This is a genomic window from Tessaracoccus flavescens, from assembly GCF_001998865.1.
In the GTDB taxonomy this organism is placed as follows: domain Bacteria; phylum Actinomycetota; class Actinomycetes; order Propionibacteriales; family Propionibacteriaceae; genus Arachnia; species Arachnia flavescens.
In genome coordinates, this window is sequence record NZ_CP019607.1 from 1983337 (window position 1) to 2008037 (window position 24701).

At 69.1% G+C, this 24701-nt stretch carries 20 protein-coding genes; 10 read left to right on the forward strand and 10 right to left on the reverse strand.

All coding sequences use genetic code 11. The features are described from left to right. Positions 1 to 52 precede the first annotated feature (52 nt). From BW733_RS09420 to BW733_RS09450, 7 genes are all read right to left on the reverse strand, one after another. Positions 53 to 1468 (reverse strand): MFS transporter, encoded by a 1416-nt coding sequence (locus BW733_RS09420; protein ID WP_202970161.1) that lies wholly within the window; start codon positions 1466 to 1468, stop codon positions 53 to 55. Between the two features lie 97 nt (positions 1469 to 1565). After that, positions 1566 to 2333, reverse strand: coding sequence for an ABC transporter ATP-binding protein (locus BW733_RS09425; protein WP_077349954.1), 768 nt, complete (start codon positions 2331 to 2333; stop codon positions 1566 to 1568). Next, a complete protein-coding gene (locus BW733_RS09430) occupies positions 2330 to 3127 on the reverse strand; it encodes an ABC transporter ATP-binding protein (protein ID WP_077349956.1) in 798 nt (265 codons plus the stop codon). The genes BW733_RS09425 and BW733_RS09430 overlap by 4 nt, the downstream gene beginning before the upstream one ends. Then, positions 3124 to 3390, reverse strand: coding sequence for an ABC transporter permease subunit (locus BW733_RS09435; RefSeq protein ID WP_077349958.1), 267 nt, complete (start codon positions 3388 to 3390; stop codon positions 3124 to 3126). The genes BW733_RS09430 and BW733_RS09435 overlap by 4 nt, the downstream gene beginning before the upstream one ends. Further along, complete coding sequence (locus tag BW733_RS09440; protein ID WP_077349960.1) at positions 3369 to 4280, reverse strand: ABC transporter substrate-binding protein; 912 nt, start codon at positions 4278 to 4280, stop codon at positions 3369 to 3371. Before BW733_RS09440 ends, BW733_RS09435 begins: the two co-directional genes overlap by 22 nt. A gap of 129 nt (positions 4281 to 4409) precedes the next feature. Then, positions 4410 to 6239 (reverse strand): chorismate-binding protein, encoded by a 1830-nt coding sequence (locus BW733_RS09445; RefSeq protein WP_077349962.1) that lies wholly within the window; start codon positions 6237 to 6239, stop codon positions 4410 to 4412. Between the two features lie 250 nt (positions 6240 to 6489). Next, positions 6490 to 6921: an OsmC family protein gene (locus BW733_RS09450; RefSeq protein ID WP_077349964.1), complete on the reverse strand. Its 432-nt coding sequence runs from the start codon at positions 6919 to 6921 to the stop codon at positions 6490 to 6492. A gap of 212 nt (positions 6922 to 7133) precedes the next feature. Here BW733_RS09450 and BW733_RS09455 point away from each other — a divergent pair, with 212 nt between their 5' ends. From BW733_RS09455 to BW733_RS09480, 6 genes are all read left to right on the forward strand, one after another. Further along, positions 7134 to 8210 (forward strand): branched-chain amino acid aminotransferase, encoded by a 1077-nt coding sequence (locus BW733_RS09455; protein ID WP_077352862.1) that lies wholly within the window; start codon positions 7134 to 7136, stop codon positions 8208 to 8210. A gap of 408 nt (positions 8211 to 8618) precedes the next feature. Continuing rightward, positions 8619 to 9401 carry a hypothetical protein gene (locus BW733_RS17870; RefSeq protein ID WP_152024646.1) on the forward strand — a complete coding sequence of 261 codons (783 nt, stop codon included), beginning with the start codon at positions 8619 to 8621 and terminating at the stop codon, positions 9399 to 9401. A gap of 553 nt (positions 9402 to 9954) precedes the next feature. Then, positions 9955 to 11106 (forward strand): LLM class flavin-dependent oxidoreductase, encoded by a 1152-nt coding sequence (locus tag BW733_RS09465; RefSeq protein ID WP_077349968.1) that lies wholly within the window; start codon positions 9955 to 9957, stop codon positions 11104 to 11106. Positions 11107 to 11750: 644 nt separating this feature from the next. Next, positions 11751 to 12344 (forward strand): CE1759 family FMN reductase, encoded by a 594-nt coding sequence (locus BW733_RS09470; RefSeq protein ID WP_077349970.1) that lies wholly within the window; start codon positions 11751 to 11753, stop codon positions 12342 to 12344. A gap of 32 nt (positions 12345 to 12376) precedes the next feature. After that, the gene (gene mshB, locus BW733_RS09475; protein WP_237268141.1) at positions 12377 to 13276 is read left to right on the forward strand and encodes an N-acetyl-1-D-myo-inositol-2-amino-2-deoxy-alpha-D-glucopyranoside deacetylase; all 900 of its coding nucleotides are present in this window, start codon (positions 12377 to 12379) and stop codon (positions 13274 to 13276) included. Between the two features lie 116 nt (positions 13277 to 13392). Then, positions 13393 to 13848: a hypothetical protein gene (locus tag BW733_RS09480; protein WP_077349974.1), complete on the forward strand. Its 456-nt coding sequence runs from the start codon at positions 13393 to 13395 to the stop codon at positions 13846 to 13848. A 169-nt stretch (positions 13849 to 14017) separates the two neighbouring features. Here the strand turns inward: BW733_RS09480 and BW733_RS09485 are convergent, their stop codons facing one another. Further along, on the reverse strand, positions 14018 to 14641 hold the full coding sequence (locus BW733_RS09485; RefSeq protein ID WP_077349976.1) for a cation efflux transmembrane domain-containing protein: 624 nt from the start codon (positions 14639 to 14641) through the stop codon (positions 14018 to 14020). A 196-nt stretch (positions 14642 to 14837) separates the two neighbouring features. Further along, complete coding sequence (locus BW733_RS09490) at positions 14838 to 15476, reverse strand: HAD-IA family hydrolase (RefSeq protein WP_077349978.1); 639 nt, start codon at positions 15474 to 15476, stop codon at positions 14838 to 14840. Between the two features lie 639 nt (positions 15477 to 16115). Between BW733_RS09490 and BW733_RS09495 the strand changes: the two genes are divergently transcribed. The 4 genes from BW733_RS09495 to BW733_RS09510 all read left to right on the forward strand — a co-directional run bounded on the left by BW733_RS09495 (position 16116) and on the right by BW733_RS09510 (position 24051). Further along, entirely contained in the window at positions 16116 to 17426 is a 1311-nt protein-coding gene (locus BW733_RS09495; RefSeq protein WP_077349980.1) for a hypothetical protein, read from the forward strand. A 1-nt stretch (position 17427) separates the two neighbouring features. Beyond that, positions 17428 to 20604: a DUF7824 domain-containing protein gene (locus tag BW733_RS09500; RefSeq protein ID WP_152024647.1), complete on the forward strand. Its 3177-nt coding sequence runs from the start codon at positions 17428 to 17430 to the stop codon at positions 20602 to 20604. Between the two features lie 101 nt (positions 20605 to 20705). Next, positions 20706 to 23036: an alpha-amylase family glycosyl hydrolase gene (locus BW733_RS09505; RefSeq protein WP_077349984.1), complete on the forward strand. Its 2331-nt coding sequence runs from the start codon at positions 20706 to 20708 to the stop codon at positions 23034 to 23036. A gap of 31 nt (positions 23037 to 23067) precedes the next feature. After that, positions 23068 to 24051, forward strand: a complete 984-nt coding sequence (locus BW733_RS09510) for a diacylglycerol/lipid kinase family protein (RefSeq protein ID WP_161490198.1) — start codon at positions 23068 to 23070, stop codon at positions 24049 to 24051. A gap of 39 nt (positions 24052 to 24090) precedes the next feature. On the opposite strand, the gene BW733_RS09515 is transcribed toward BW733_RS09510, so the two are convergent. After that, complete coding sequence (locus BW733_RS09515; RefSeq protein WP_077349988.1) at positions 24091 to 24690, reverse strand: DUF4126 domain-containing protein; 600 nt, start codon at positions 24688 to 24690, stop codon at positions 24091 to 24093. Positions 24691 to 24701 lie beyond the last annotated feature (11 nt).

The window sequence follows — 24701 nt, forward strand, 5'->3', positions numbered from 1 at the left end:
GGCCCGCTCCTTGTGAACCAGGCACGCTTCCAGCCGCGGCACTGTTCCTCTTTCAGTGTTCCGTCAGGCCCTTGCCTAGCACATCCGGCCCCGGTTGATCCGGGGCCGGACCCGCGTCGGCGGGGGCATCTGAGGTCAGGTCGGCGTTGACGTCGCCTGCCGCGTAGCTCTGGTTGAGGATCCGGTAGGTCCTCGTCAGGAAGGCCAGTGCGGTGATGACGAAGCCGACCAGGCTGGCCAGCACGAAGACCAGCGCGATCCCGCGCGCCTGCCCGTCGCCCAGCAGCCAGCCCCAGTCGGCGCGACCCTGCGGTGACTCCGCGTAGGGGATCAGCCAGTATTCGGCGAGCGGCCCGAGCAGGAACGCGCTGATCGGTGCGGCCGCCACCTCGACGGCCTGCGCGAACCCGAACACGCGGCCCTGTTTCTCCAGCGGAACGACGCGCTGGAGAAGGGTCTGCTCGGCGGCCTCGATGAAGGGGATCAGCGTCATGTACAAGAAGATGCCGATCACCAGCAGGACGACGGAGTCGCGGATGGTGAACACCCCTGAGATCACCCACATCACCAGGCAGGCGAGCAGCAGCGTGCGCAGCGGCTTCGAGCCGAGCCCCAGCTTCGCGATCAGCGCGCCTCCGACGATGAAGCCGATGCTCGACAGGCCGAACAGGATGCCCCACGTCTCGACGGGAAGCAGTTCGAGGCCGTAGGCGTCGAGCAGCGACATGAAGGCGCCGCCCAGGAAGTTGTTGAAGGTGGAGAAGATGATCAGCCCGATCAGGCCGGGCACCACGACGATCGCCCTCCACGCGGCCTTGAAGTCGACGGCCTTCGGCGTCCCGTCGGCGTGCACGATGGTGGGCTCGGGGATCCGGATCAGTGCCAGATGCACCATGGACGCCGCCATCACGACGATGCCGATCAGGATCACCGCGCCCATCCCCAGCTGGCCGACGGCCAGGCCGGACAGGACGCCGGTGACCAGCATCGTGACGCCGTTGACGGTGCCGACGAGGCCGTTGGCCTTCGCCCGGTCGTCCGACGGGACGAGCATCGTCACGCAGGTCGACAGCGCCAGGCCGCGGATCATCGAGACAAGCGCGCCGAGCAGCGTGATCGAGGAGAAGACCCAGAACCAGGGTTGGCCGAGGTCGATCAGATCCCGTGCAGGGACGAGGAGGTAGATGAGCCCGGCGATGAGGAAGCACACCGTCGTCGCGACGGCGGAGATCATCATCATGACGTGCTTGCGGAACCGGTCGATCAGGGACCCGAACGGCACGCCGAGCACCGCCATGCCGAGCATGTAGGAGCCGCCGAGGAATGCCGTCGTGATCACGGAGCGGGTCTCGAGGTAGGCCCAGAAGGTGATGGCGTACCAGAGGAAGGCTGTTCCGAGCATGGCGGCGGCCGAGTTCCCGAGGACGTGGTGGAAGGCCCGCGTCTTCGCCTGCTGTTCGGTGCCCACGCTGCAAACTAACACGCGCCTCCGACATTCGGAATGGGGTGTACCCTGACCCGTCACCCGTTGCGTCGTGCCGCCCGGCCTGCCGATGGACGCCGGCTCAGCCGACGGCGGGCAGGCGTGGGATGGCTGCGATCAGCGCCTTCGTGTACGGCTCCTGCGGGTCGGCAAGCACCGACAGCGTCTCGCCCGTCTCGACCACGCAGCCGTCCTTGAGCACCATCACCTGTTCGCACAGGGCCGCGACGACGCTCATGTCGTGCGACACCATCACCACGCTGAGGTCGCGTTCGGCCTGGAGCTTCGCCAGCAGTTCGATCACGTCGATCCGGGTGGTCACGTCGAGCGCGCTGACCGGCTCGTCCGCGACGAGCACCATCGGGTCCGTGACAAGCGCCCTGGCGATGGCGATGCGCTTCCGCTGCCCTCCGGAGAACTCGTGCGGGTAGCGGGTGAGGGTGTCCGCGCCGAGCCCTACCTCGGCCAGGACGGAGGCGACCCTGGCCCGCCGGCTGGCCCCGTCCCGGTCGATCCCGAGCGAGATCAGCGGCTCGGCGACGATCCGGTCGACCCGCATCCGGGGATCGAGCGAGGCGTATGGGTCCTGGAAGACCGGCTGCACCTCTCGGCGCAGCCGGCGCACCACGTCGCGTCCGGTCAGGTCGACGCCGTCGAAGCGCACGGCTCCCTTCTCGGGGCGGGCGAGCCCGAGCAGCAGGTTCAGCGCGGTCGACTTGCCCGACCCAGACTCGCCTACGATGCCGAGGCTGGACCCGCGCTCGACGGTGAGGCTCACGTCCCGCAGCGCTGGCTCGAGGGCCCCGCGGTAGCGGAAGGTGACGCCGTCGAGTTCCAGGAGCGCGTTCATGGCAGCCTCCCGGTGATCAGGGCCTCGTCGAGCGCCCGGGCGCTGCCCACGAGCTTCTGGGTGTAGGGGTTGGTCGGAGCGCCGATCAACTGGTCGATGGTGCCCTCCTCGACGATGCGGCCACGCTCCATGACGAGGCCGCGGGTCACCGTCTGGGACACGACTGCCAGGTCGTGTGACACGAAGATCAGGCCCATGCCACGCTGCTGACACAGCTGGCGGATCAGGGTGAGGATGTCGGCCTGGACGGTCACGTCGAGCGCGGTCGTGGGCTCGTCGGCGATCAGCACCTGGGGTTGGCAGGCGAGGGCTATCGCGATCGCGACGCGCTGCCGCTGGCCGCCGGAGACCTCGAACGGGAACGAACGGATCATCCGCTCCGGGTCGGGGAGCCTCACCTCGGCCAGAGCCGCGAGGACGCCGTCGCGAAGCGTTGAACCGGAGAGCCCCTGGTGTCGCTGCAGTGGCTCCTCGAGCTGCCTGCCGATGCGCATCAACGGGTCGAGTGCGGTCGACGGGTCCTGGAAGACCATGGCGACCCGGCTGCCGCGCACCTGGCGGAGGGTGGACTGGCCTGCGCCGACGATCTGAGTCTCGCCGACCAGGATGGAGCCCTCGGCCTTCAGGGCGCGGGGCAGCAGCCCCATGACGGCAAGCGTCGTCACGGACTTGCCGGAGCCGGACTCGCCGACGATGCCGAGGCGTTCGCCGTCGGCCAGGGTGAACGAGATCGAGTCGACGACTTTCCTGCCGGAGGGCAGCGCGATGCTGAGGTTCTGCACGTCGATGTTCATCCCCGCTCCCTCCTGGTCGGGTCGAAGCGTTCGCGCAGTCCGTCGGCGAGGAAGTTCGCGCCGAGCACGATGGCCACGATCACCACGCCCGGGGCGATCGCCGCCCACGGCGAGGTCAGCACCGTCGACTCGGCGCCCTGGAGCAGTCGGCCGAGCGACGAGTTGGGCGGCGGAACGCCGAGGCCGAGGTAGCTGAGGCTCGCCTCGGCCAGGACGGCGGTGCCGAAGATCAGTGCGGCGGTCACGACCAGCGTCGGCCACATGTTGGGGAGCAGATGGCGCACGACGATGCCCCAGGGTCGTTGAACGGCTCGACGCGGTCGTTGAAGGCGAGCAGCTCCTTGGTGGTGGAGGTGCCCTCGCTGATCGTGAAGTCGTCCCTGCCCTCGAAGGGGGTCAGGGAGTCGGGGCTCTGGATGCTGGTGACCAGGTCGATCTGGTCGGTAAGCAGGGCGTTCGACTCGGCCGACGCGTCGGTGAAGTAGTGGAACGTGACGCGCGCGTTCTTGGCCTTCTCGCCCCAGTAGTCGTCGTTGCGGACGATCGACAGCGTCGAGCCGCGCTTCCACTCGTCGAACGAGTAGGGGCCGGTGCCGTCGGCGTCGGTCTTCGCGTCCGCGAGTTCGGGGTTGACGATCCACACGTAGGCCATCAGGTAGGGGAAGGAGATGGAGGGCCGCTTCAGGGTGAAGCTCACCGTCTTCTCGTCGGGGGTGTCGATCTGTGAGACGACTTGGTAGTTGCCCTTGCGTGCGGCCTGCGAGGTCTCGGACACGACGCGCTCGAAGCTCGACTTCACGTCGGCCGAGGTGAGCTTCTTGCCGGAGTGGAAGGTGACACCGTCCTGAAGGGTGAAGGTGTAGGTCAGGCGGTCGTCGCTGACCTTGTACTCCTTGGCGAGCAGCGGGGAGATCGAGCCGTCGTCGCCGAGCTTCATCAGCGACTCGTACACGTTGCCGTGGAGCGCCTCGGTGACACCCTGACCCCCAGCGTCGACGTTGCTCAGGTTGCCGGGCTCGTACAGCGAGCCGATCTCGATCTCTGCATCAGCGCCTGCGGCTCCGTCGTCGTTGGACCCGGAGCAGCCGGCGAGCAGCAGCCCGGTGGCGACGACGGAGGCGAGTACGCGCGTGACGCGGCGTGGGAGGGTCATGCGGTGTTCCCTTATCTACGCGCGGGACGGCTATCAGTGCCCCGTGACCGGTGACAACCACCGTCGGGCGGATTCCATTCCGCTGGCGCGGGGATTTGTCGCGATTGCCGCGATCGTGTGTGTCGGCCGTCAGGTCAGCGCGTGCTCGACCAGCGCCTCGAGCACCTCGAGGCCGTTGCGCGACAGGATCGACTCCAGATGTCCCTGGACGGAGGCCGTGTGAGGCCCTCGGAGCGCGTGGACCGCGCCCGTCTCGTCGGCCGCCACCTCGAGTTCGACGGTGTTCTCCCCGTCGACGAGCGCCGTGAAGGTGTTGTAGAAGCCCACTGTCGCGGGCAGGCCGAAGATGTCGACCTCCTTCTGCAGCCCCTGGTGCGGCGAGTCGAGCGGGACGAGGTCGAGGCCGATGCTGTCGGCGAGTATCTGATGGCTGAGGCACACGGCGAGCAGCGGCGCCCCGACAGCACGCCGCGCCGCGATGATCTCGCGCATGCGGGCGATGCGAGGGCTGCCTGCGTCGCGTGGGTCGCCCGGGCCGGGACCGGCGACCAGTAGGTCGGCGGCCGCCACCTCGTCGTCGGTGACCTCGTCCCAGGCGACCCGCCTTGCTTCGAGGCCGAGGTGGCGCAGCTGGTGGACGAGCATCGTGGTGAACCGGTCCTCGGCGTCGACGACGAGGGCGTCGGTTCCGGTGAAGCGGGCCTCGTCGTCTCCCTGCGGGTTGAGCCAGAACGGCGCGAGCCTCGAGTTCCGGGCCTCGAGGAGTGCTGCGATGCGTGGATCGCCGGCGAGCGGGGCCGTCGGCGTGGACGCGGGGTCGCGCTCGACGGCGCCGATCGCGCCGAGCACCCCCGCGGCCTTTCCGTGCGTCTCGCTCACCTCTCCCTCGGGCGAGGAGTGCCGGACAAGCGTCGCGCCGACGGGAACCCGCAGCCGCCCGTCGGCCAGGTAGGCGGTGCGGATCAGGATGGGCGCGTCGAGGTCGTGTCCGCCGTCGTCGTTGGGTGTGAACAGCGCCGCGACTCCGGAGTAGTGGCCCCGCGGTGAACGCTCGTGGCGCTGGATCACGGTGCAGGCATTCTGCATCGGCGAGCCAGTGACGGTCGGGGCGAACATCGTCTCGCGCAGGATGTCGCGCGGATCCATCCGGCTCGACCCGCGCAGCATGTACTCGGTGTGCGTCAGGCGGGACATCTCCTTCAGGCGCGGGCCGGTGATCCTGCCGCCGTCGGTGCACACGGCGCTCATCATCTTGAGCTCCTCATCGACGACCATGAACAGCTCCTCGGTCTCCTTCCTGGAGGTGAGGAACTCGATCAGGTCCTCGCGGTTCGCCCCGCCTGCGGGATGTCGGAACGTTCCCGAGATCGGGTTCATGGTCACGACGCCGTCCTCGGCGGTGACGTGGGCCTCCGGGCTCGCGCCGACCGCGACGTGGCCGTCGGTGACGATCGCGAAGGTCCAGTAGGCCCCGCGTTCGTGTTCGAGGAGGGCCCTGAACCAGGTGAGCGCCGCGAGCCTGGGGTCGGCGTCGACGTCGGCCGTGTACGCGCGGTGGATGACGAAGTTGGCCCCCTCTCCGCGTCCGATCTCATCGGCGATGACCCGCTCGACGATCTCGGCGTAGTCGTCGTCGGAGATGTCGAAGCCGCCGTCGGTGAGCACGATCTGCTCGATGGGCAGGGAGTCCACCAGTTCGTCGCGCTCGACGCTCAGGTGCTCGTCGACCACGAGGCAGCGCAGCGGGGCGCCGTCGTCGACGGCGGTGAACCCGCGCTCTCGCACCTGGCGGTAGGGGATGAGCGCGAGGACCTCGTTGGGTCGCCCGTCGGGTTCCGACAGCGGGATGTCGGCCAGCAGGTCGATGTCGACCACGTGGCCGGACAGCACCTCGATGGTGGGGGAGCCCTGTCGCGCGAGTAACGCGAACGGGGTCTTGGGCAGTTGGATGCCGGTCATGGATTCTCCTGTCCGGGCCGCCACACGCATAGACCGCCCGGTGGTGGGGCGGTAAGTGGGTACGCGAACTCACCGCCTCAGCGGGAGCACCACCAGGACTGGCTCGCGAACATGGTCAGAACCTAGCACGGCACCGTCGCGAGGCCCTCCACCGTGGAGTCGCCTTGAGCACTTTTCCGGGTTCGTTTCGCCAGATGGCCTGTAGACGGCCCACAGGCGCAACGAGTCCGGGCAAGTGCTCATCTGATCATCAGTCCACGGAGCGCATCGCCACCGGGGTGCCGAGCTCGATGGTGCGCGAGACGGTGCACAGCTTGTCGTGGGCCGACGCGATGGCGCGGTCGATCAGCTTGCGCGCCCGGTCGCCGTCCTCGCCTTCGGGGAAGCGGAGCAGGAAGTCGACCTCGATGTTGTCGACCCGGTTGCCGTCGGCGTCCTTGACCCGGTCGGCGTTGACGTCGACGTCGAACGTTTCGGGCTCGACCCGGCGGGTGGTGGCGATGTCGACGTCGATCGCGGAGCAGGCGCCGATCGCGACGAGGAGCAGTTCGACCGGGGTGAAGTCGTCGGACTCGCCGCTGCCGATCGAGATGGCGCCGCCGCGGGCGTTGGTGGCGGTGAAGGCCTTGGACGCGGTGCGCGCGATGCTGACGGTGGTGGGGCGACGGGTCTCTTCGGTCATGCGGCAACTGTACTGACGACCCCCGCAGCCGCCGGGCGTCGGTCGTCGGGCGCCGTCGCGTCGGGCGCGAGACGGTACGTGCGACCTCCTCGCACATCACTGCGGCCAGGACGACGTCGCGGCCGCTACACCCTCGCCACGCGCATGGCGGCCCCGGCGTCGCCCTGTGATACGAGAGTTCGCGCGAATCTGGGCAAGTTACCATCGTGGGCATGTCCGAGTTCTCACTCACCCGCACGACCACCCCCACATCCGAGGCCGCCCGCAAGGCCGCGTTGGCAGATCCCGGATTCGGTCGCTACTACGTAGACCATCAGGTCGTCGTCGACTACATCGAGGGGGACGGCTGGCAGGAGCCGCGCGTCATCCCCATGTCCGACTGGGCGCTTCACCCTGCCGCCGCCGTCCTGCACTACGGGCAGGAGATCTTCGAGGGGCTGAAGGCCTACCGTCGCGACGACGACTCCATCTGGCTGTTCCGCCCCGACCGCAACGCCGCCCGCTTCGTCCACTCAGCTGAGCGGATGGCGATGGCTCCGCTGCCGGAGCAACTCTTCCTCGACTCGGTGACCGAGCTGGTCAAGCTCGAGAAGGACTGGGTGCCCGTCAGCGAGAACGAGCAGAGCCTCTACATCCGCCCGTTCATGATCGCATCCGAGCCGTACCTCGGCGTGCGCGAGGCCAACACCTACCGGTTCGCCGTCATCGCCACCCCGGCCGGCCCCTACTATTCCGAGCCCGTGAAGCTGTGGATCACCCCGAACTACACCCGTGCCGCCCCTGGCGGCACCGGGACGGCGAAGTGCGGCGGCAACTACGCCTCCAGTCTCATCGCCACCAGGGAAGCGGCCGCGAACGGCTGCGGCCAGGTGCTCTGGACCGACGGCGCCGAGCGCAAGTGGGTCGAGGAGTGCGGAACGATGAACATCATGTTCGTCACCGCCGACGGTGAACTGCTCACCCCAGGGCTGGGCTCGATCCTGGCGGGCGTCACGCGTGAGTCCATCCTCACGCTCGCCTCGGAGCACGGGCTCAAGCCGGTCGAGCGTCCCATCACCATCGACGAGGTCCTCGACGGCGTCGCCTCCGGACAGATCCCCGAGGTCTTCGCCTGCGGCACGGCCGCGGTGGTCACGCCGATCACCGGCTTCAACTCGCCCGATCGCGGCGTTCAGCAGGTCGGCGACGGCCAGCCCGGCGTCAAGACCCGCGAGATCCGCCAGCACCTCGTCGACATCCAGTACGGACGCGCGGACGACCTGTTCGGCTGGCTGCGCCAGGTGGTCTGAGACTCCCCGCGGAGCGTGACGGGGCGGTCGGGCTGACCCCTGACGACCTCGAGTATCTGGTGGCGCTGGGTGTCGCTCACTCCGCTCCTTGAGCGGCTGGCGTCAAAGGGCTGTCGGCCGTGGCCATGACCGCAGTCGACCGGGAGGCTGTGGCCAGGACTGTGGGTGACCATCGGGGCCTTTCGACGACGGGCGCCGCCGCTTCGCGGGGCAGCTCTGCTCAAGGAACGGGACTAGCTGTAGCGACCACCACCGCCGGCTCGCCGGCGGCCCTGCTCAAGGTACGGGGAAGACGACGGGCGCCGCTGACGCGGGGCGGCCCCGCTCAGGGAATCGAACAGCCCAAGGGTGCAGGGCTTTACCGCGACCCCGGCTAGTGCCACCCTTGGAGCGACGAAGGGAACCGCTATGTCGGATCAGCAGAGGCCAACCGGCGACCCGTACGGTCAGCCCGGGCAGCCACAGAACCCGCAGCACCACTCGATGCCCTACGGCCGACAACCCGGGGTTTCGGGACCGGGCGTCGGAGCCAGCTACGGCCAGGGGGCTCAGGGAAGCTACAGCCAGCAGATGCCGGGCGGCGCGCCGGGTCAGCCAAGAGACCAGCGCCCCTACGGCCAGCCGGGTCCGGGCCAGTACAGCGGTCCGGTTCCCCCTCCGCCCTACAACGCGCCCCATAAGCCGCCGAGCAAGGCGCCGAAGATCATGATCATCGTCGGCGCGATCCTGATGGCCGTCTCCGTCGTGCTCTTTGTGCTGTTCGCCACCCAGCTCATGTCGGCGATCCCCAGCGAGGACGACGTCGTGACCGTGAGCGGACCCACCGAGGTGCAGATCACCGGGGAAGAGATGAAGGTCATCTACGCCTCCGACGTGTCGGTCGGCTGTGACGTGACCGGCCCTACGGCCGATGTTCCGGACGTCACCCTCCGGATCTCGATGAACTGGGGCCGCAACGGCGAGAACTACACAGGCATCGGCAAGGTCGGTGGCGACGGGCAGCCCGACGGCACCTACACGGTGGAGTGCGATGGCGACGGCGTGGTGATCGCCCCGCCGATCAGCCTCTCAGGCATCACCACCTCGGTCCTCTCTGCCGTGGTCGGGGGCTTCGCCGGCCTGATCGGCCTGGTCCTGCTCATCGTCGGACTGGTCTTGAGGGCGGGACAGAAGAAGCGCGTCGCTGCCTGATCCCCACATCCGCCTGAGGACGCGGCCGCTTCGGCGGCCGCGTCTTCGTGTGCACAGAGGGTCGGGCCAGGCCGGTGCCCCTGCTTGGCTGTCAGTGTCGGGGTCGAGATGCGTGGCAGGTCCGGCGCTCGGGCCCGGCCCGGTGCCTGCTTGCGCGGGAGTCTTGTGGGGTCGAGATACGGGGCACCGCCGACCAGCACGCGTGCCGCTCCCGCGAGCGCGATGCCGTCGAAGACCGCGGCGACGAAGGCCTTCAGGCCGGGGCCCCGGTGCTCGGGGGCTTTCCAGGTGAGGGAGGTCGCTGGGTTGTGCGATCGGCGTGCCGTGGAGCGTCGTTCACTCGGTACCGGTGGTCGGGGCCGCACGGCGGCTGCCTTGCCCAGAGTGAAAGACAGAGGTGGGGGCGAGAGCCGGAGAAACCCGAGGGCATCGGTCCGTGAAGGCGGCTTCGTCGTGCCCTGCGCCCGAAACTCCCGGCCCCTCGCGGCACGAGCGGAATAGTTGAACACTCAATCATGTTGTAGAGTGATGCACGAGCTTTCAGGAGGCAACCATGCAGTTCGGCATCTTCAGCGTCGGTGACGTCACCACCGACCCGACCACCGGTCGCACGCCGAGCGAACACGAGCGGATCAAGGCGACCGTCGAGATCGCGCTCAAGGCCGAAGAGGTCGGCCTGGATGTCGTCGCCGTCGGGCAGCACCACAACCCGCCCTTCGTCGCGTCGTCTCCGACCACGACCATGGCCTACATCGGCGCGCAGACGAAGAACATCATCCTCTCGACCGCCACCACGCTGATCACGACAACCGATCCGGTGCGCATCGCCGAGGACTACGCGACGCTCCAGCACCTGCTCGACGGCCGCATGGACCTCACCCTCGGCCGCGGCAACACCGGCCCGGTCTACCCCTGGTTCGGCAAGGACATCCGCGACGGCATCGCGCTCGCCGTGGAGAACTACGCCCTTCTGCACGAACTCTGGACCGAGGACGTCGTCAACTGGGAGGGCAAGTTCCGCACCCCGCTGCACGGCTTCACCGCAACGCCGCGCCCACTCGACGGCGTCGCGCCGTTCGTCTGGCACGGCTCGATCCGCTCTCCCGAGATCGCGGAGCAGGCCGCCTACTACGGCGACGGCTTCTTCCACAACAACATCTTCTGGCCCTCGACCCACACCAAGCGCATGGTCGACCTGTACCGCCGCCGCTTCGCCCACCACGGCCACGGAACCTACGAGCAGGCGATCGTCGGACTCGGAGGCCAGGTGTTCATGCGGAAGAACTCGCAGGACGCGGTCAAGGAGTTCCGACCCTACTTCGACCACGCCCCCGTCTACGGCGGCGGCCCGTCGCTCGAGGACTTCACGCGCGAGACTCCGTTGACGGTGGGCTCGCCGCAGCAGGTGATCGAACGGGTGCTCGGGTTCCGTGACTATGCAGGCGACTACCAGCGTCAGCTGTTCCTCATGGATCACGCGGGACTCCCGGTCAAGACGGTCCTCGAGCAGCTCGACCTGCTCGGCGAGGAGGTCGTTCCGGTGCTGCGCAAGGAGTTCGCCGCGCTCCGCCCGGCGGGCGTTCCCGACGCCCCGACCCATGCGTCCATGGTCAAGGCCGCGGGCGGGCCCGTGGAGTCGAACATGGAGGAGCCGCAGGTCGACCGCTGGACCGGCACCCGTGCCGAGGACGACAACCGGCTCTGACCGCTGAGCCCTGAGGCCCGCCCCGCTCGCCGGGGCGGGCCTCTCGCGTTCCCGGGGGCTTCGGTCGTCCGTTGGCCAGCTGGGTGCTTGGCCTGGGACGGGCATCGCTTCGTCCGGTGGCAGCGACGGCGCGGTTCGGCGCTGCCTTTCAGGGCCTGTCCGAGAGGCATCCTGGTCGTCCTCGACCGGCTCGACGCTGTGTCCCACCGGCCCGCGCTGGTCGCGCGACGTCGTCCCGTTCGGTGAGTGTCGCCGGCTCAGCGCCCCTCGGGTCTACGCTCTGTCCCGATGGCCGGCTTGAGGCCGCCTGGGCCCGGTGACGGGAGAGGCGCGGCTGCGTCGATCGTCCCCGGGTCGATCCGTCAGCGGCGGAGGTTGTCTCCCGGGTCACCTCCGGATGCCGAGGGATCGCCCGTCCAAGGCCGGGGTCACGCCGTGCAGGATTCGCGTCGACGCTGGCAAGAGGCTGTCGGCGGAGACTGCGGGTGGGACCGGCGTGCGGTGGGCTTCAACCGGCACCGCCCGGGTCGGGCCTCGGCGGCGGGGTCGACGCCGACCCGCTCGGTGAAGGTGGGCTGGCAACGGAATAGTTGAACGTTGAATTAGGTTGTATCATGGTGAAAGACCTCTCAGAAGGAGTTGCCATGTCCCACGTCGTCGTCATCTCCGGCGGCCTCGGCTCGCCGTCCAGCACCCGCGTGCTGAGCGATGACATCGTCGCGCGGCTGCGTGAGTCGCTCGCCCTGAAGGGGGAGAACCTCGAGGCCACCGTCGTCGAGCTGCGCGAGCTCGCGCACCCCATCACCGACGCCATGCTCACCGGGTTCCCGACCGGGGAGCTTGCCAAGGTGATCGAGAAGGTCGCCGAGGCGGACGCGCTCGTCGTCGTCAGCCCCACCTTCTCCGCCTCGATCTCGGGCCTCGTCAAGAGCTTCTTCGACATCCTCGAGACCGGGACGTTGACGGGCAAGCCCGTCCTCATGGCGGCCACCGGCGGAACCGAGCGGCACTCGCTGATGATCGACTTCGCGATGCGCCCGCTGCTGAGCTACCTCGGTGCCCTCCCGGTGCGCACGGGCGTGTTCGCCGCGACCTCCGACTTCGGTGGTCCGCAGGCCGCTGCCCTGGCCGGGCGAGTCCGGCAGGCGGCCGACGAACTGGCCGATGCGATCGTCGGAGCACCACATAAGGCGCGTGAGGACGACTTCGTCGAGTTCGCCACGCTGCTCGGCAAGTGATGACCGGGCCGAACGAACCTATGCTTGCCCCCGTGACGAACGATCGCAGACTCCTCCTGGTCCACGCCCACCCCGACGACGAGTCGAGCCAGACGGCCGCGACCATGGCCCGGTACCTGGCCGAGGGCGCGAAGGTGACGCTCGTCACCTGCACCCTCGGTGAGCTGGGCGAGATCCTGGTGCCCGAATGGGCGCACTTCACCCCCGCCGAGCTCGGGCAGCACCGGATCGGTGAGATCGACGCGGCCATGGGCATCATCGGGGTGGACGACCACATCTTCCTGGGCGGTGCCGGCCGCTACCACGACTCCGGGATGACCACCGACGAGAAGGGTCGCGCAGCCGTCCCGGACGAGATGCCGGACAACGCCTTCTGGAAAGCCGACCTGCTCGAGGCCGCGAACCTCCTGGTCGAGATCATCCGAGATCGCCGTCCCCAGGTCGTGATCACCTACGACCCGCACGGCAACTACGGCCATCCCGACCACATCCAGGCGCACCGGGTGACGATGTACGCGACGCTCCTCGCAGCTTCGCCGTCGCACCGTCCCGACCTCGGCGATCCGTGGCAGATCAGCCGCGTGCTGTGGAACACCCACAACACCACGCGGTGGGCTGAGGCCTACGAGATCGCGCGCGAGCGCGGCATCGAGCTGTGGCCAGACGGTGAGCGCGACACGGACTCCTTCGGGCCCGATCCCTCGAAGTTCGTCGCCGTGATCGAGACCGGCCCCTGGCTCGAGGTCTGCCGCAAGGCGCTGGCCAACTACCGCAGCCAGGTCGACACGACGCACCCGTTCTGGCAGTTCTTCCAGATTATGCAGGAGCTCCCCGGCTCCGGTGAGACCTACCTGCTGGGCTACGGTCTGCCGTTCCCGGACAGCGAGGTCCCCTCGACCGACCTGTTCGAGGGCATCGCCGTCAGCGCCTGACTCCTCGGTTGGGAAAGTGCTCAAGTCATCTCCCGCGCCGCGCGTCGCCTCCGTGGGCCTGCAGGCGGCCTGAGCGGGCCGAGGGGCGTCGGACGGGGCTCGCATAGACTGGCCCCATGTTCACCCGCCTTGGCGCCGCAGCGCTCTCCGCAGTCGCACTGATCACGTTCTCTGCCTGCTCGGGCGAGCCCGAGGCCGGGCGATGCCCGACGGCACCGGCCCCCGCCGATTCCAACGAGACGTTCGACGGAGAGGTGACTTCCGACTCGATCAAGGTCGGCCCTCAGGACGTGGTTGTCCCGAAGGGGATCACCCTCCCGGAAACGACCATCGTCTCCGACTCACAGGACCTGATGGTCATGATGATCGACGAGGACCCGGCGGCCGTCATCGAGGCCGTCACCGACAGCGCGGCCGCCGCGGGGTACGAAAAGTGCGAACAGCCTTCCCCGGAGACCTACCTCTGGGTCGGTCAGGGCAATGCCGTGTCGCTTCTGGCCGTCCCTGGAGCGCAGCAGCTGGTCTGGGGTCCGGAGTCGATGGCCGGAGTACTCGCCCGCACCCCCGCCTGACCTGTCCGAGAGTGGTCGGCCCGCGGCCTCGTTCATTTCATCAGGGCACTCACACCCAGATGGCCGAGACTCACCTCGCGACCTTTCAGAATGGGCGGTTAGCCTCACCTCAACGGCGTTCGTCTGCGGCCCTGCCTGGGATGAGGGTTGGCTTCCCGCCCGACCTCATTCAGTCGTCGTCGACCTCGCCCGCGAGGGCCTTCGCCGCGAGGTCCTCCTCTTCCGCGACCTCCCAGACCTCTTTCGCGGCGTGGAAGTTCAGCACCACGATGCCAAGGCCGAGGAGCAGGTCGGGCCAGGCGTTGGGCACGAGGGTGAGCGTCAGCGCGCCCATGGCGAGGATGCCGAGGTTCACCACCACGTCATTGCGGGCCGCCAGCCAGGCGGCCTTCGACATCGACCCGCCGTGATCGCGGTGCCGCAGCAGCAGGGCGGCGCTCACGGTGTTGACGACGACGGCACCTCCCGCCGTCAACATGAGGGAGAGCGGATCCGGGGCCTCCGGGTTCGAGAACTTCGTGACCGCCTGCCACAACGCCGCCGCCGCGGGGACCATGATGATCACGGCCATCGTCTTCCCCGCCTTCGCCCGATGAGCGAGAGGCCAGCCGGTCGCGACGAAGATCAGCAGGTTGACCGCGGTGTCCTCCAGGAAGTCCACGGAGTCGGCGAACAGGGAGACCGACCCGATCGACCAGCCGACGCCCGCCTCCACGAAGAAGTAGCCGAGATTCAGCAACGCCACGAGCAGCACGGTGCGGCGTAGCGCAGAAAGGGAAGGCTGATCCGTCACGGCGTCAGGCTACAACCCAGCTCCCGCGTGCACCGCTCACCATCCTCCTGACCCGTAGCTCTGTGCACGCAGGAGCGCCGACGAGTCGTGCGCGAGCCGTCCAACGCTTCTTGTCAGTCGCCGCGGCCCGGGTTGCCGCATCGGCCGTCGGCGGATCTTGGACCGCGTCAGCTCGGTCAGCCTCCAAAGGGCCTGGTCACACCTCCGCCGGCTCCAGCCCGAGCAGCGGGCGCAGGTCTTCCAGCTTCTCGACCGAGTGCTCGGCCGCGTCGTCGACGGGAGCGGCGGACGACTCGAGCGTCGCCGCCGTGATACCCGCCGCCTGGGCCGCCTCGGCGTCGATGGGACGATCGCCGACGGCGAGACACTCGGCCGGATCAAGGCCCTGACGTTCGAGCAGTTCGGTGTACATGGCAGGGTCGGGCTTGCGGGGGAAGCCGTCCGCGGTCGAGATCAGGTCATCGACCACCAGCCCCAGCCCATCGAGGAGGTTGACCGCGCTGAACCGGTCGCGGTGGGTGACGACGAGGTTCTTACCGCCCGCGGCCCGCACGGCCTCGATCAGCGCGGCGGCCCCCTCCATGGCGGGGGCGGGATCGCTCGACCACTCCACCTTCAGCGCCTCGTTGGCGGCCTCGAACTCCTCGGCCGGGATGTCGAAACGGGACGACAGTTCCTCGATGGCATGGCCGGTCGACTTACGCGTCAGCTTCGCCACCTCGGTCTCGTCGATGCTCCCGCCGTGCGAGCGCACGACGCCCGCCAGAGCCGCGTCCAGCGCGGGGTAGGTGTCAACGAGAGTGCCGCCAAGGTCCCAGAAAACGTGTCGAAGCATGGTCACACCCTAACCGGGCCGACCTGCCGGGCCGTCGCTCGTGGCTGGTGGCGTCGGGCAAGGTGGCAGTGCGCAACGGCCCGCGTCAGGGAGGGCGTCAGGTCAGTCTCGACGAGCCCCCGCGTGGGGATGACAGGGGTGAAATCCGGGCCGTCGATGGCGCCGGAGCCTGGTGCCCGATGACCAACTGATGGTGACACCCATACCGCGCTCGGCAGCAGGAGCACAGCCTGGCGCATGCATGGCACGGGCCTGGCGGCGCATCGCACAGCGCGGGAGCGCCCCGCTTCCGGGTGTGGTCGGCTCGGCTCTGGCCGCACGCCGGCGGTTGCCTCGTCGTCGTCGCTCCCAGAACCGGCAGGACGGTCGCGCTGCGCTGCGCGGTCCAGCACGAGTGGGGCGCCGCAGTCCGCTGGTTTTGTCGAGTGGATGACGTGCGCGCCGTGCCGCACGAGTGGGCGCCGAGCACGGAAGCGGTCTCATCGCACGCGGTTGCCTCGACGCCTCTCGGTACGAGGCGTCACCAGCGCCGCGGTGGGGCTTTCTTCGGCTGGACCGGCAGTCTGGCGAGTTTGACGCCTGGTAATTACTCTCGACTGGTCCAGCAGGAGTGTCGGGGGCGTGGCCTAGACTCCCCACATGAGTCGAGCCTTCCACGATGCGTCTGCCCTCGTCGACGACAACCTCGCGCTCGCGCTCGCCCCTGCACTGACTCCCGACGGACTGGCCGAGTCACCCATCTTCTTCAGCGGCTTCGCGGCCCAGCCGCTCGTGCTCGCCCGTGGCCTGCTCACCCTCGCCGACATCACCTCGACGCGCTACTTCCAGTTCTCGCCGTCGGCCCAGCGCGACCCCGTGCTGACGGCGCACGGAGACAGGCTCCGCGCCGAGGTGTTCTCCGCCTGCAACAGCGTCTACGCCAGGCTCGACCTGCTGCCTGACGCCTTCGACTCCGGTGAACTCGCCCACGGCACGACCAACGTCGACATCAACCTGGCCACCCGCGCCGCGCTCGGCCGCGTCGCGCGTGACCAACTCCTCCATCTGGACATCGGCGCCTCAGGCCTGACCGTCTCCACCCTCGACGAGACGGCGACCGAGCGCCCGGTCGAGATGCCGGCCAGATGGGTGCGTGCCTTCGGCAACGTGGCCGAGCTGCACCACGGGCTTCCGCACGCCTTCACGCTGAGCGGCCCGCTCGCCAAGGCCTTCCTCGCCGCGCTGCCCGGAGTCACCTCCACCGGCCGCGACGGCTGGCTCACGGCCAAGGGACAGCTCAGCCCCAGACGAGCGGCCGGAGGCGTCAAGGTGCGCGGCCTGCACCGGCTCGGGGCGTTGAAGCGGCTGCTGCCACACGTCACGGGTGCCTCCGTCCATGGAACGCAGGAACAGGGGTCGGTCGTCGTCACGGTCGACCTGCCCGGCGCCCGGATCACCCTCGGCCTGACCGACGAGGCATGGCGCGGCCACTCCGGCGAGGGATCCCTGCTGACCGGGCTCGCCGGTCCCCAGGCGCTGGAGGACGCCGACCTGCTCGCCGCTCTCCTGGCCTTCGAGCCGGTCATCGACCTGGGGCGCCTCGAACGTGACTCCGGGCTGACCACGCAACGGGTCAGGGGCGGCCTGGCCGTCCTCGCGGCCTCCGGCCGGGTCGGCTGGGATACGGCCGACGACGCCTGGTTCCATCGCGAGCTGCCGCACGACCCCAGCCACGTCGACAAGGACAACCCTCGCCTTGTCAAGGCCCGCGCCCTCGTCGAGTCCGGCTCGGTGCAGCAGGACGGTGACGGGGTGTGGAGGGTGACCTCCGGTGACGGCCCCGGCTACACCGTCAGGCGCGGCGACGGAGCGCTCACCTGCACCTGCACCTGGTACCTGCGTCACGGCACCGGCCGCGGCCCCTGCGCCCATGCGCTCGCCGCCGACCTGGCGAGCCGGGAACGGGCGTGACGTGAAGCAGAACCCGGATCTCTCCGCCGCGCTGGCCGTCTTCTACGAGCTCGGCTGGGGCACAGCCGACGTCTCCGAGGCCGCCACCTTGCCGCTCGGGACACCGGAGCAGCAGGCCATCGCCCGCCGCGGACTGGCGTCGGGCGACTGGGGAGAGTACGTGCGGGAGCGCGGCACCCACCGATGGAAGACGGCCGTCGACGCGAACGACGAGATGCTCGGCATCTTCGCGGTCCGGGTCGGCGTGAGCGCCGCCCGCGCGGCGGTCGTGTTGCCTAGGCGCGCGACCCCGGTCCTGATCAGGGTCGTGGAGGAACGCGGCGCCGCCTTCGTCCAGGCCTATGCGCGAAGGCGTGGATCACTGGGGCCGGTGATCGTCCCGCTGGTGATCCGGCTCGGGCTCGACCTTCCGGATGACCCCGGATACTTGCGGGCATGGGCGTGGTTCGCCTCCCATGTGCTGACGGGAAACGCCGCCCCCCGCGACCCCGGTGAGGTGTGGCCGGACGCGGAGCTGCTGTCCCAGCGGTTCGAGGAGCATCTCGAGGCCTGCGTCGCGGCCCAAGCCTTCCAGGACGGTGCGGTGGAGGAGATCGTGGCGCCGGCGGTCGAGAAGGGCTGGCTCGGGCGAGGGGTCGCCGTCGAGTTGGCGTTCACGGCGTTGAACGTCGCCACCCGGCCGGTCGACCGGAAGCTGTGGCTCAGGGTGCTCGATGACCTGTCGGTGACGGACGCGGAGATCCTGGCGCGGGGCGACCTCGTCGTGTCGGTGCTCAGCTACGGCGACAGCCAACCCATCGGGCGACTGGCTCCCGCCTTGATCGCGGGCGGCGACGACTCTCTGCTCGGCGACGTGCTCGCGGTCTCGCTCCCCACGACGGTCAAGAAGACCACCCTCCTCCTGCTGCGGGCGATGGCACAGCGTGAGCGGCCCTCCGGCGAGGTGGTCGAGCTCGCCGCGGCCCTCATCCCTGCGCAGTTGGTCAGCGGCGACGACCAGATCGTCAAGGCCGCCAAGGCCGTGACGGCGGCGTGGGGGATCGAGCCCCCGACAGATCAGGACCCCCAGGAACTGGTCCCGTGGCAGGATGCGCCGCGCGTGTGGGACGGAATGCGGTTCAGCACGCCCGAGCCCACTCCCGCCGCGCTGACCGAGGCGGCGGCCGTCCTGTTCGGACGTGGAGGTTCCGTCCACGATGTCGAGGTCGACCGCTTCCTCGTGCTGGCCAACGAAGTGGCGGCCACCGACCTCGAGGGATGCAGGTCGGCCCTTGCCGGGGTGCAGGAGAGTTGGACGCCCGGCCTGGCCCACGTCGGTCACTGGCGCTCCGGGAACATGGCGCATCTCCGTGCCAGCCGGAACGCAGACCCCGTCGGGGAGCGTGAGGCGCAGGTGATGCGGCGTCTCGGCGAACTGCCCGTCCTGGTGTCCATGCCGAGTTGGGAGGACCTGCGCATCGAGCCAGCGGACCTCCTGGCGCGCCTGCAGGAGTACGAGCGCCTCGGCGTCCCGGTCAGTGAGGCTGACCTCGGCCTTGCCCTCATGCGGACCGACCACCGAACGGCCGACCAGGAACTGCGGGCGTCGCTGCGCGGCCTGCGGGTCGCCGTAGAGACTGGCGGCTCGGCGGGCGCGATCGCCGCTGACTACCTTGACCAACCCCAGCAGGAGCCCGCCCTCGTCGAGGTTGAGCACTGGGGCTTCTTCGTGCCCGCAGAGACCCGGCCGGCCGCGGCACTGAGGCGCTTGCCCTCGCACTTTGTCGACGACCGCATGGACGCCTACGCCTTTCCTGGCTGGGGAGACGCTGGCTGGATCGATCTGCGCCAGGAAGACTGGGTCGACATCGGCCCCCTTGCGCGTCAGGCGGCCCGAAGGTCCGCCCCCCTCACGCCGGGGATGGCGGTGAATCTGATCGCCGCCCAGAGGGCCTATCCGCCCGCCGCGGGCGACGAGTTGACCACCGCCGTGCGCGAGGCCTGGGAGCGCGGACTCCTCCGCCCGGGCGTTCCCGACGTCGGACTGCTCGACTGGCACCCCACGCCCACCGCGCTCGCCGCCTTCGCCCGCGTCTGCCTCGAGCTTGCCGAGGAGTCGATGCTCGCGCTCGTCTGGCCGCTGCTCGACGACCTCGTCACGCTCTCACTCCAGCGGCCGAAACTGCTCGCCGGGACGGCAGACCTCGTCCAGGCGATGCTGTCCCTGCTCCCCTCCGTCCGCCACGCCGTCTCCGCAGGCGCGACCGGCGCCGACGCGCTGGCCCTACCGGGAGTGCGTGCCCTGGCCGAGCGGGGTGGTTCGACACGTGCGGCGAAGCTCGCGCGGTCCCTCGTGGCCGACCTCCCAGCCGCAACGCCTGCCCCGATCCCGGCACAGGCGCCGCCGCCGCGTTCCGAGGCCGACCTGACCAGCAGGTGGACGCAGACGGACGCCGCGGTGCCAGTGATCGGCGACGGCGTGGGGTTCACGCTGGTCGAGGACGAATGGAAACGTATCTGTCTCGACGCGACGCTCCCGAGTGGTGAACGGTTCCTCTGGAACGGGGTCAGCGACTTCGAGCTCTTCGCGGGGAGACTGCCGGTGCGCTCCATCGCCGAACGCACGGCCCGGCATCCGGACCTGTGGCTGTGGCTCACGCCCCGCGACGGGAGCCTCTGGGTCGAGCCGATCGAGATGAAGGACGGCCTCCCCGTCCGCGACACCCGGCCCGAGGTGACGCCTACGGAACTGACCGTCGCGACGGTGGCCGCCCTCCTGGTGACCTGGTCCCGGGTGGGGGAGGCCGGGCACCGACGGTCCGGGTTTGACGAGTCCGCACCCCGCCCGACCGCTGACGGCGTGCGCGAGGCGATCCGCCTCCTGCTGGAGAAGGGCCTCAACCCGAGGCCCCTCGCGCGGCTGATCGACCTCGAGCCGACCTGGTTGCCCACCCTGTGGCCGGTGCTGGCGCAGGCGGTCAGCGCCGCCGCAACGCTGCAGAGGCTGCCGACCTGGCTCAACCCCGTGCTCGACACCGCGCTGTTCCTCTCGCCCCAACTGGTGGAGGCCAGGCGTCACGGCTGGATGCCTGTACTCGACGAGGCTTGGCCGGGGCTGCGCGAGCTCGCCCAGCGCAAGGGGACGGGCAAGGCCCTGATCAAGGCGCGCGAGCTGCTGGCCGAGCTGGAGTCGGCCTGACGCCGTGACCCGCCCCCGACTCCGCGTCCATCACCGAGATGAATTCCCCCCCGACGACGGGAAATCACGTCAATTCGCTTGAACGTTCTAGAATTCGCATCATGTCCGAAGTCATCGCCATCGACGAGTCCTCCTGGTCGACCGCGGATTGGGCGCTCGGCGCCCACCCGTCGGCCGAAGGGATGACCTTCGCGGTCTACGCGCCAGTCGCCACCCGAGTCCTGCTCGAGATCTACCCCGAGGCCATGGGTGCGTTCGCCAGCGCCTCTTTCCCCCTCGCCAAGGGCCAGGACGGGGTCTGGCGCGGCAAGCTCCAGGGCCTCCAGCTCAACGCCCTCTACGGCTACCGCGTCTGGGGCCCGAACTGGACCTATGACGAGGAGTGGACCCCGGGGTCGTCCGCAGGCTTCGTGGCCGATCTCGACGAGGCGGGCAACCGGTTCAACCCCAACAAGGTCCTCTTCGACCCGTACGCGCGCGAGATCACGCACAACCTGTACACGGACAAGCTCGCGAAGCTCGGCGTCAACGACGGCGTATTCGGAGGCGGAGGCGACGACGTCAACGGCGTGCCCCGTCGCCTGATCGACACCGCCATCTACGCGCCGAAGGGCGTCGTGATCGCCGACTACACCGAGGTGACGGCCAAGCCGAACATCCCGGGCGAGCGCACCGCCATCTACGAGGTCTCCGTCGACCAGGCGACCGCGCATCCGTCCTCGACCCGGCTCGGCGATCTGCTCGCCGACGAGCCCGGCTTCGGCGCCGTCGCCAACATCCCCGACGAGTACCGCGGCACCTACAAGGGCGTCGGCATGCTCGCCCCCTACCTCAAGGCGCTCGGCCTGACCACGATCGAGCTGCTGCCCGTGCACGAGACCAACGCCTCCGAGTCGGGCCGCGACTCGAAGACCAACTCGTGGGGCTACATGACGCTGGACTTCTTCGCGCCCAACCGGCTCTACGCCCACGACCAGAGCTGGGGCGGCCCGACGCGCGAGTTCAAGGAGATGGTCTCGGCCTTCCACGACGTCGGCCTCGAGGTCTACCTCGATGTCGTCTACAACCACACCGCCGAGGGCGGCAACTGGGGAGGCGACGTCAACACCGTCGGTTTCACGACGCTCGGCGGCTTCGCCACGGCGGAGTACTACCAGATGACCGAGTCGAAGACCCTCGTCGACGGCGCGACCGGGACCGGTAACCAGATCAACTACTCCTCCGACGTGGCGCGCCAGCTCGTCCTCGACTCGCTGAGGTACTGGACCGACGACATGCAGGTCGACGGGTTCCGCTTCGACCTCGCCACCGTGCTCGGCCGCCTTCCGGGCGACGCCGATCCCGAGGACTGGGGCAATCAGAAGCGGTTCTTCAGCGACCACCCGCTCCTGGTGGCGATCGCCGACTTCGCGAACGAGAACGACATCGAGGTCATCGCCGAGGCCTGGGATCTCTGGGGCTACGAGGTCGGAAACTTCCCCAAGGGCTGGGGCGAGTGGAACGGCCGCTACCGCGACGCAGTGCGCCGGTTCACCAAGGGCGACGGCAACGCGCCCGGCTTCGTCGACATGTTCAACGGCGACTACCACCACTTCCACACCTCGGGTGGGGCGCAGAAGACGATCAACTTCGTCGACGCGCACGACGGCTTCAACATGGCCGACCTGGTCAGCTACCAGAAGAAGAACAACGACCAGCCCTACCCCTTCGGCCCGTCCGACGGCGGATCCGACGACAACCTCTCCTGGGATTCGGGGGGCTCGCAGCCGCTTCGCCGCCAGCGCGTCCGCAACCTGTGGGCGATCCTCTTCCTTTCGCGTGGCGTCCCCATGGTCGTTGCGGGCGACGAGTTCGGCCGCACCCAGAACGGCAACAACAACCCGTGGGAGCTGCACTCGCTCGCCATGTGCAACAACTACGCCATGATCCCGACCAACGCCCCGCAGCGGGTGCCCGTCGAGGCAGGCGTCGAGGCGCAGTACCACGACAACTTCGGTGAGTTCGACACCGATGCCGACGTGAACGGGCTGTTCCGGTTCGCCACCTTCATCGCGAACCTGCGCCAGCGGCATGACGCCCTCCAGCAGAACCACTGGGGCGATCTGCTCGCCGACGACCAGGACGTGTCCTACCTCTTCCGCACCCCGTCCGGCCAGGGCCACCCGGTTGACGGGGACCGCGCAGTGGGTGTTTACATCAACTCTCCCGGCGACAACTTCTGGGTGATGATCAACATGGCGAGCGTGCCGATCACGTTCACCGCCCCCGAACTGGAGGTGGGAACCTGGCGCGCGCTGATCAACACCGATGTCAGCGAGGAGTCGCACTGCAACTACTGGCCGGAGGGCGAGGGCCCGAACGTCTCCGGCGCCGTTGAACTGCCTGCGTGGACGGTTGCCGTGTGGCAGGAGCGTTCGTCAGATCACCGCTGACCGAGAGCCGACCATCGGTCAGAATGGGCAGATGCCAAACGCTGCAGTCGTCTACAACCCGACCAAGCTCAAGCGCGACGCGCTTGACGAGGTGCTCGAGCTCGCCAGGAAGAAGGCGGGTTGGAGCGAGACCAGGTGGTACGAGACCGAGAAGGGCTCGCCCGGCACCGAACAGGCGCGACAGGCCGTCGAGGACGGCTGCGACGTCGTGATCGCCGTCGGCGGTGACGGGACGGTCCGTGCGGTCGCCGAGGGCCTCGCCGGATCGGACGTGCCGCTGGCGCTCGTCCCGCGGGGCACCGGCAACCTTCTGGCCAAGAACCTGAAGCTGCCGATCTACGACCTGCCTGCCGCCGTGCAGATCGCGCTCGAGGGCCCCAATCGTGACATCGATCTCGGCTTCGTGGACTGGAAGCGTCCCGAAGGCGAGGAGGAACGCAAGGCGTTCGTCGTCATCGCGGGCATGGGCCTCGACGCCCAGATCATGTCGTCGACGGACGAGGAGCTGAAGAAGAAGGTCGGCGTGCTCGCCTACGTGAAGGCCGGCATGACCGCCCTGCTGAAGGACCGTCGGATGCTGATCCAGTACCGCGTCGACGACGATTCCCCGAAGCAGGCGAAGGTGCACACGATCCTCGTCGGCAACGTCGGGACAATCGGCCACAACGTCACCCTGATGCCGGACGCCTCGGTCGACGACGGCCAGCTCGACATCGTCGCGGCCCAGCCAAGCGGGCCGTTCGGCTGGTTCCGTCTCGCGTGGCGGGTGCTGGTTGACAACACCCTGCTGCGCAAGGTCAAGCCCCGCAAGTGGCGCGACCGCGACGACAACGCCAAGGAGCTCAGCTACCGCCAGGCCAAGGAGGTCACGCTCGTGCTGCGCGAGCCTGAGGAGATTCAGCTCGACGGCGACCCCTTCGGCAAGATCCGCGCGGTGCGCGTCTCGGTCGAGCCGAACGGGCTCGGCGTCAAGATGCCGATGGGCTGGGCGCCGGGCCCCAAACACGCCGCCTGACCTGTGCACCTTGGCTCATCGCAGCCTCCCGCATCACAGTCAGAGGCTTGGGTTCGGCTCCCGCTGGGCCCTGCGGTTGCGCAGCCAACGCCAGCCCTTCCTCGCGAAGCGCAGCAGCACGATGGCAAGGATCACCATGATGATCAGCAGGATGCCCGCGACGACGGCGGCCGCCACCGGGTAGAGCACCGCGAGCGTCGTGACGCCGACCACGCCGACATCGCCGGCGAGGGAGGCCCCGACGTTGGTCACCGGCTCCGGGGAGCTGTTCGCTGCCAGCCGGATGCTCGCCTTCGCGAGATGGCTGACCAGCGCGGTGAGGCCGCCGACCGAGGCGAGGGTGATGGTCCACAGGTCGCCCTGCGCCCCCGCCATGAGAGCGCCGATCGCGGCTCCCGCCACGGGACGGATCACGGTCGAGGGGACGTCCCAGATCGAGTCGACGACGGGAATCTTGTCCGCCACCAGCTCGATCACGGCGAACACGCCCATGATGATCAGCACGTCGGTGCGCTGCAGCCCGGCGGGGACGCTGTCGACGCCGAGGAAGCGGCCGAGCAGGCCGAGCAAGAGCACCGTCGCATAGGCGTTGATGCCTGAGGCCCAGCCGGCCGCAAACGTCATGGGAAGCATTTCCATGCCCAGCAGTA

Excerpts from the sequence above, each read along its gene's own strand:
- BW733_RS09425 (WP_077349954.1), bottom strand. The coding sequence starts at position 2,333 with ATGAACGCGCTCCTGGAACTCGACGGCGTCACCTTCCGCTACCGCGGG.
- BW733_RS09455 (WP_077352862.1), top strand. The coding sequence starts at position 7,134 with ATGTCCGAGTTCTCACTCACCCGCACGACCACCCCCACATCCGAGGCC.
- BW733_RS09495 (WP_077349980.1), top strand. The coding sequence starts at position 16,116 with ATGAGTCGAGCCTTCCACGATGCGTCTGCCCTCGTCGACGACAACCTC.
- BW733_RS09445 (WP_077349962.1), bottom strand. The coding sequence starts at position 6,239 with ATGACCGGCATCCAACTGCCCAAGACCCCGTTCGCGTTACTCGCGCGA.
- BW733_RS09505 (WP_077349984.1), top strand. The coding sequence starts at position 20,706 with ATGTCCGAAGTCATCGCCATCGACGAGTCCTCCTGGTCGACCGCGGAT.
- BW733_RS09465 (WP_077349968.1), top strand. The coding sequence starts at position 9,955 with ATGCAGTTCGGCATCTTCAGCGTCGGTGACGTCACCACCGACCCGACC.
- BW733_RS17870 (WP_152024646.1), top strand. The coding sequence starts at position 8,619 with ATGTCGGATCAGCAGAGGCCAACCGGCGACCCGTACGGTCAGCCCGGG.
- BW733_RS09450 (WP_077349964.1), bottom strand. The coding sequence starts at position 6,921 with ATGACCGAAGAGACCCGTCGCCCCACCACCGTCAGCATCGCGCGCACC.
- BW733_RS09510 (WP_161490198.1), top strand. The coding sequence starts at position 23,068 with ATGCCAAACGCTGCAGTCGTCTACAACCCGACCAAGCTCAAGCGCGAC.
- BW733_RS09430 (WP_077349956.1), bottom strand. The coding sequence starts at position 3,127 with ATGAACATCGACGTGCAGAACCTCAGCATCGCGCTGCCCTCCGGCAGG.
- BW733_RS09515 (WP_077349988.1), bottom strand. The coding sequence starts at position 24,690 with ATGGAAATGCTTCCCATGACGTTTGCGGCCGGCTGGGCCTCAGGCATC.
- BW733_RS09490 (WP_077349978.1), bottom strand. The coding sequence starts at position 15,476 with ATGCTTCGACACGTTTTCTGGGACCTTGGCGGCACTCTCGTTGACACC.
- BW733_RS09480 (WP_077349974.1), top strand. The coding sequence starts at position 13,393 with ATGTTCACCCGCCTTGGCGCCGCAGCGCTCTCCGCAGTCGCACTGATC.
- BW733_RS09440 (WP_077349960.1), bottom strand. The coding sequence starts at position 4,280 with ATGACCCTCCCACGCCGCGTCACGCGCGTACTCGCCTCCGTCGTCGCC.
- BW733_RS09435 (WP_077349958.1), bottom strand. The coding sequence starts at position 3,390 with ATGTGGCCGACGCTGGTCGTGACCGCCGCACTGATCTTCGGCACCGCC.
- BW733_RS09470 (WP_077349970.1), top strand. The coding sequence starts at position 11,751 with ATGTCCCACGTCGTCGTCATCTCCGGCGGCCTCGGCTCGCCGTCCAGC.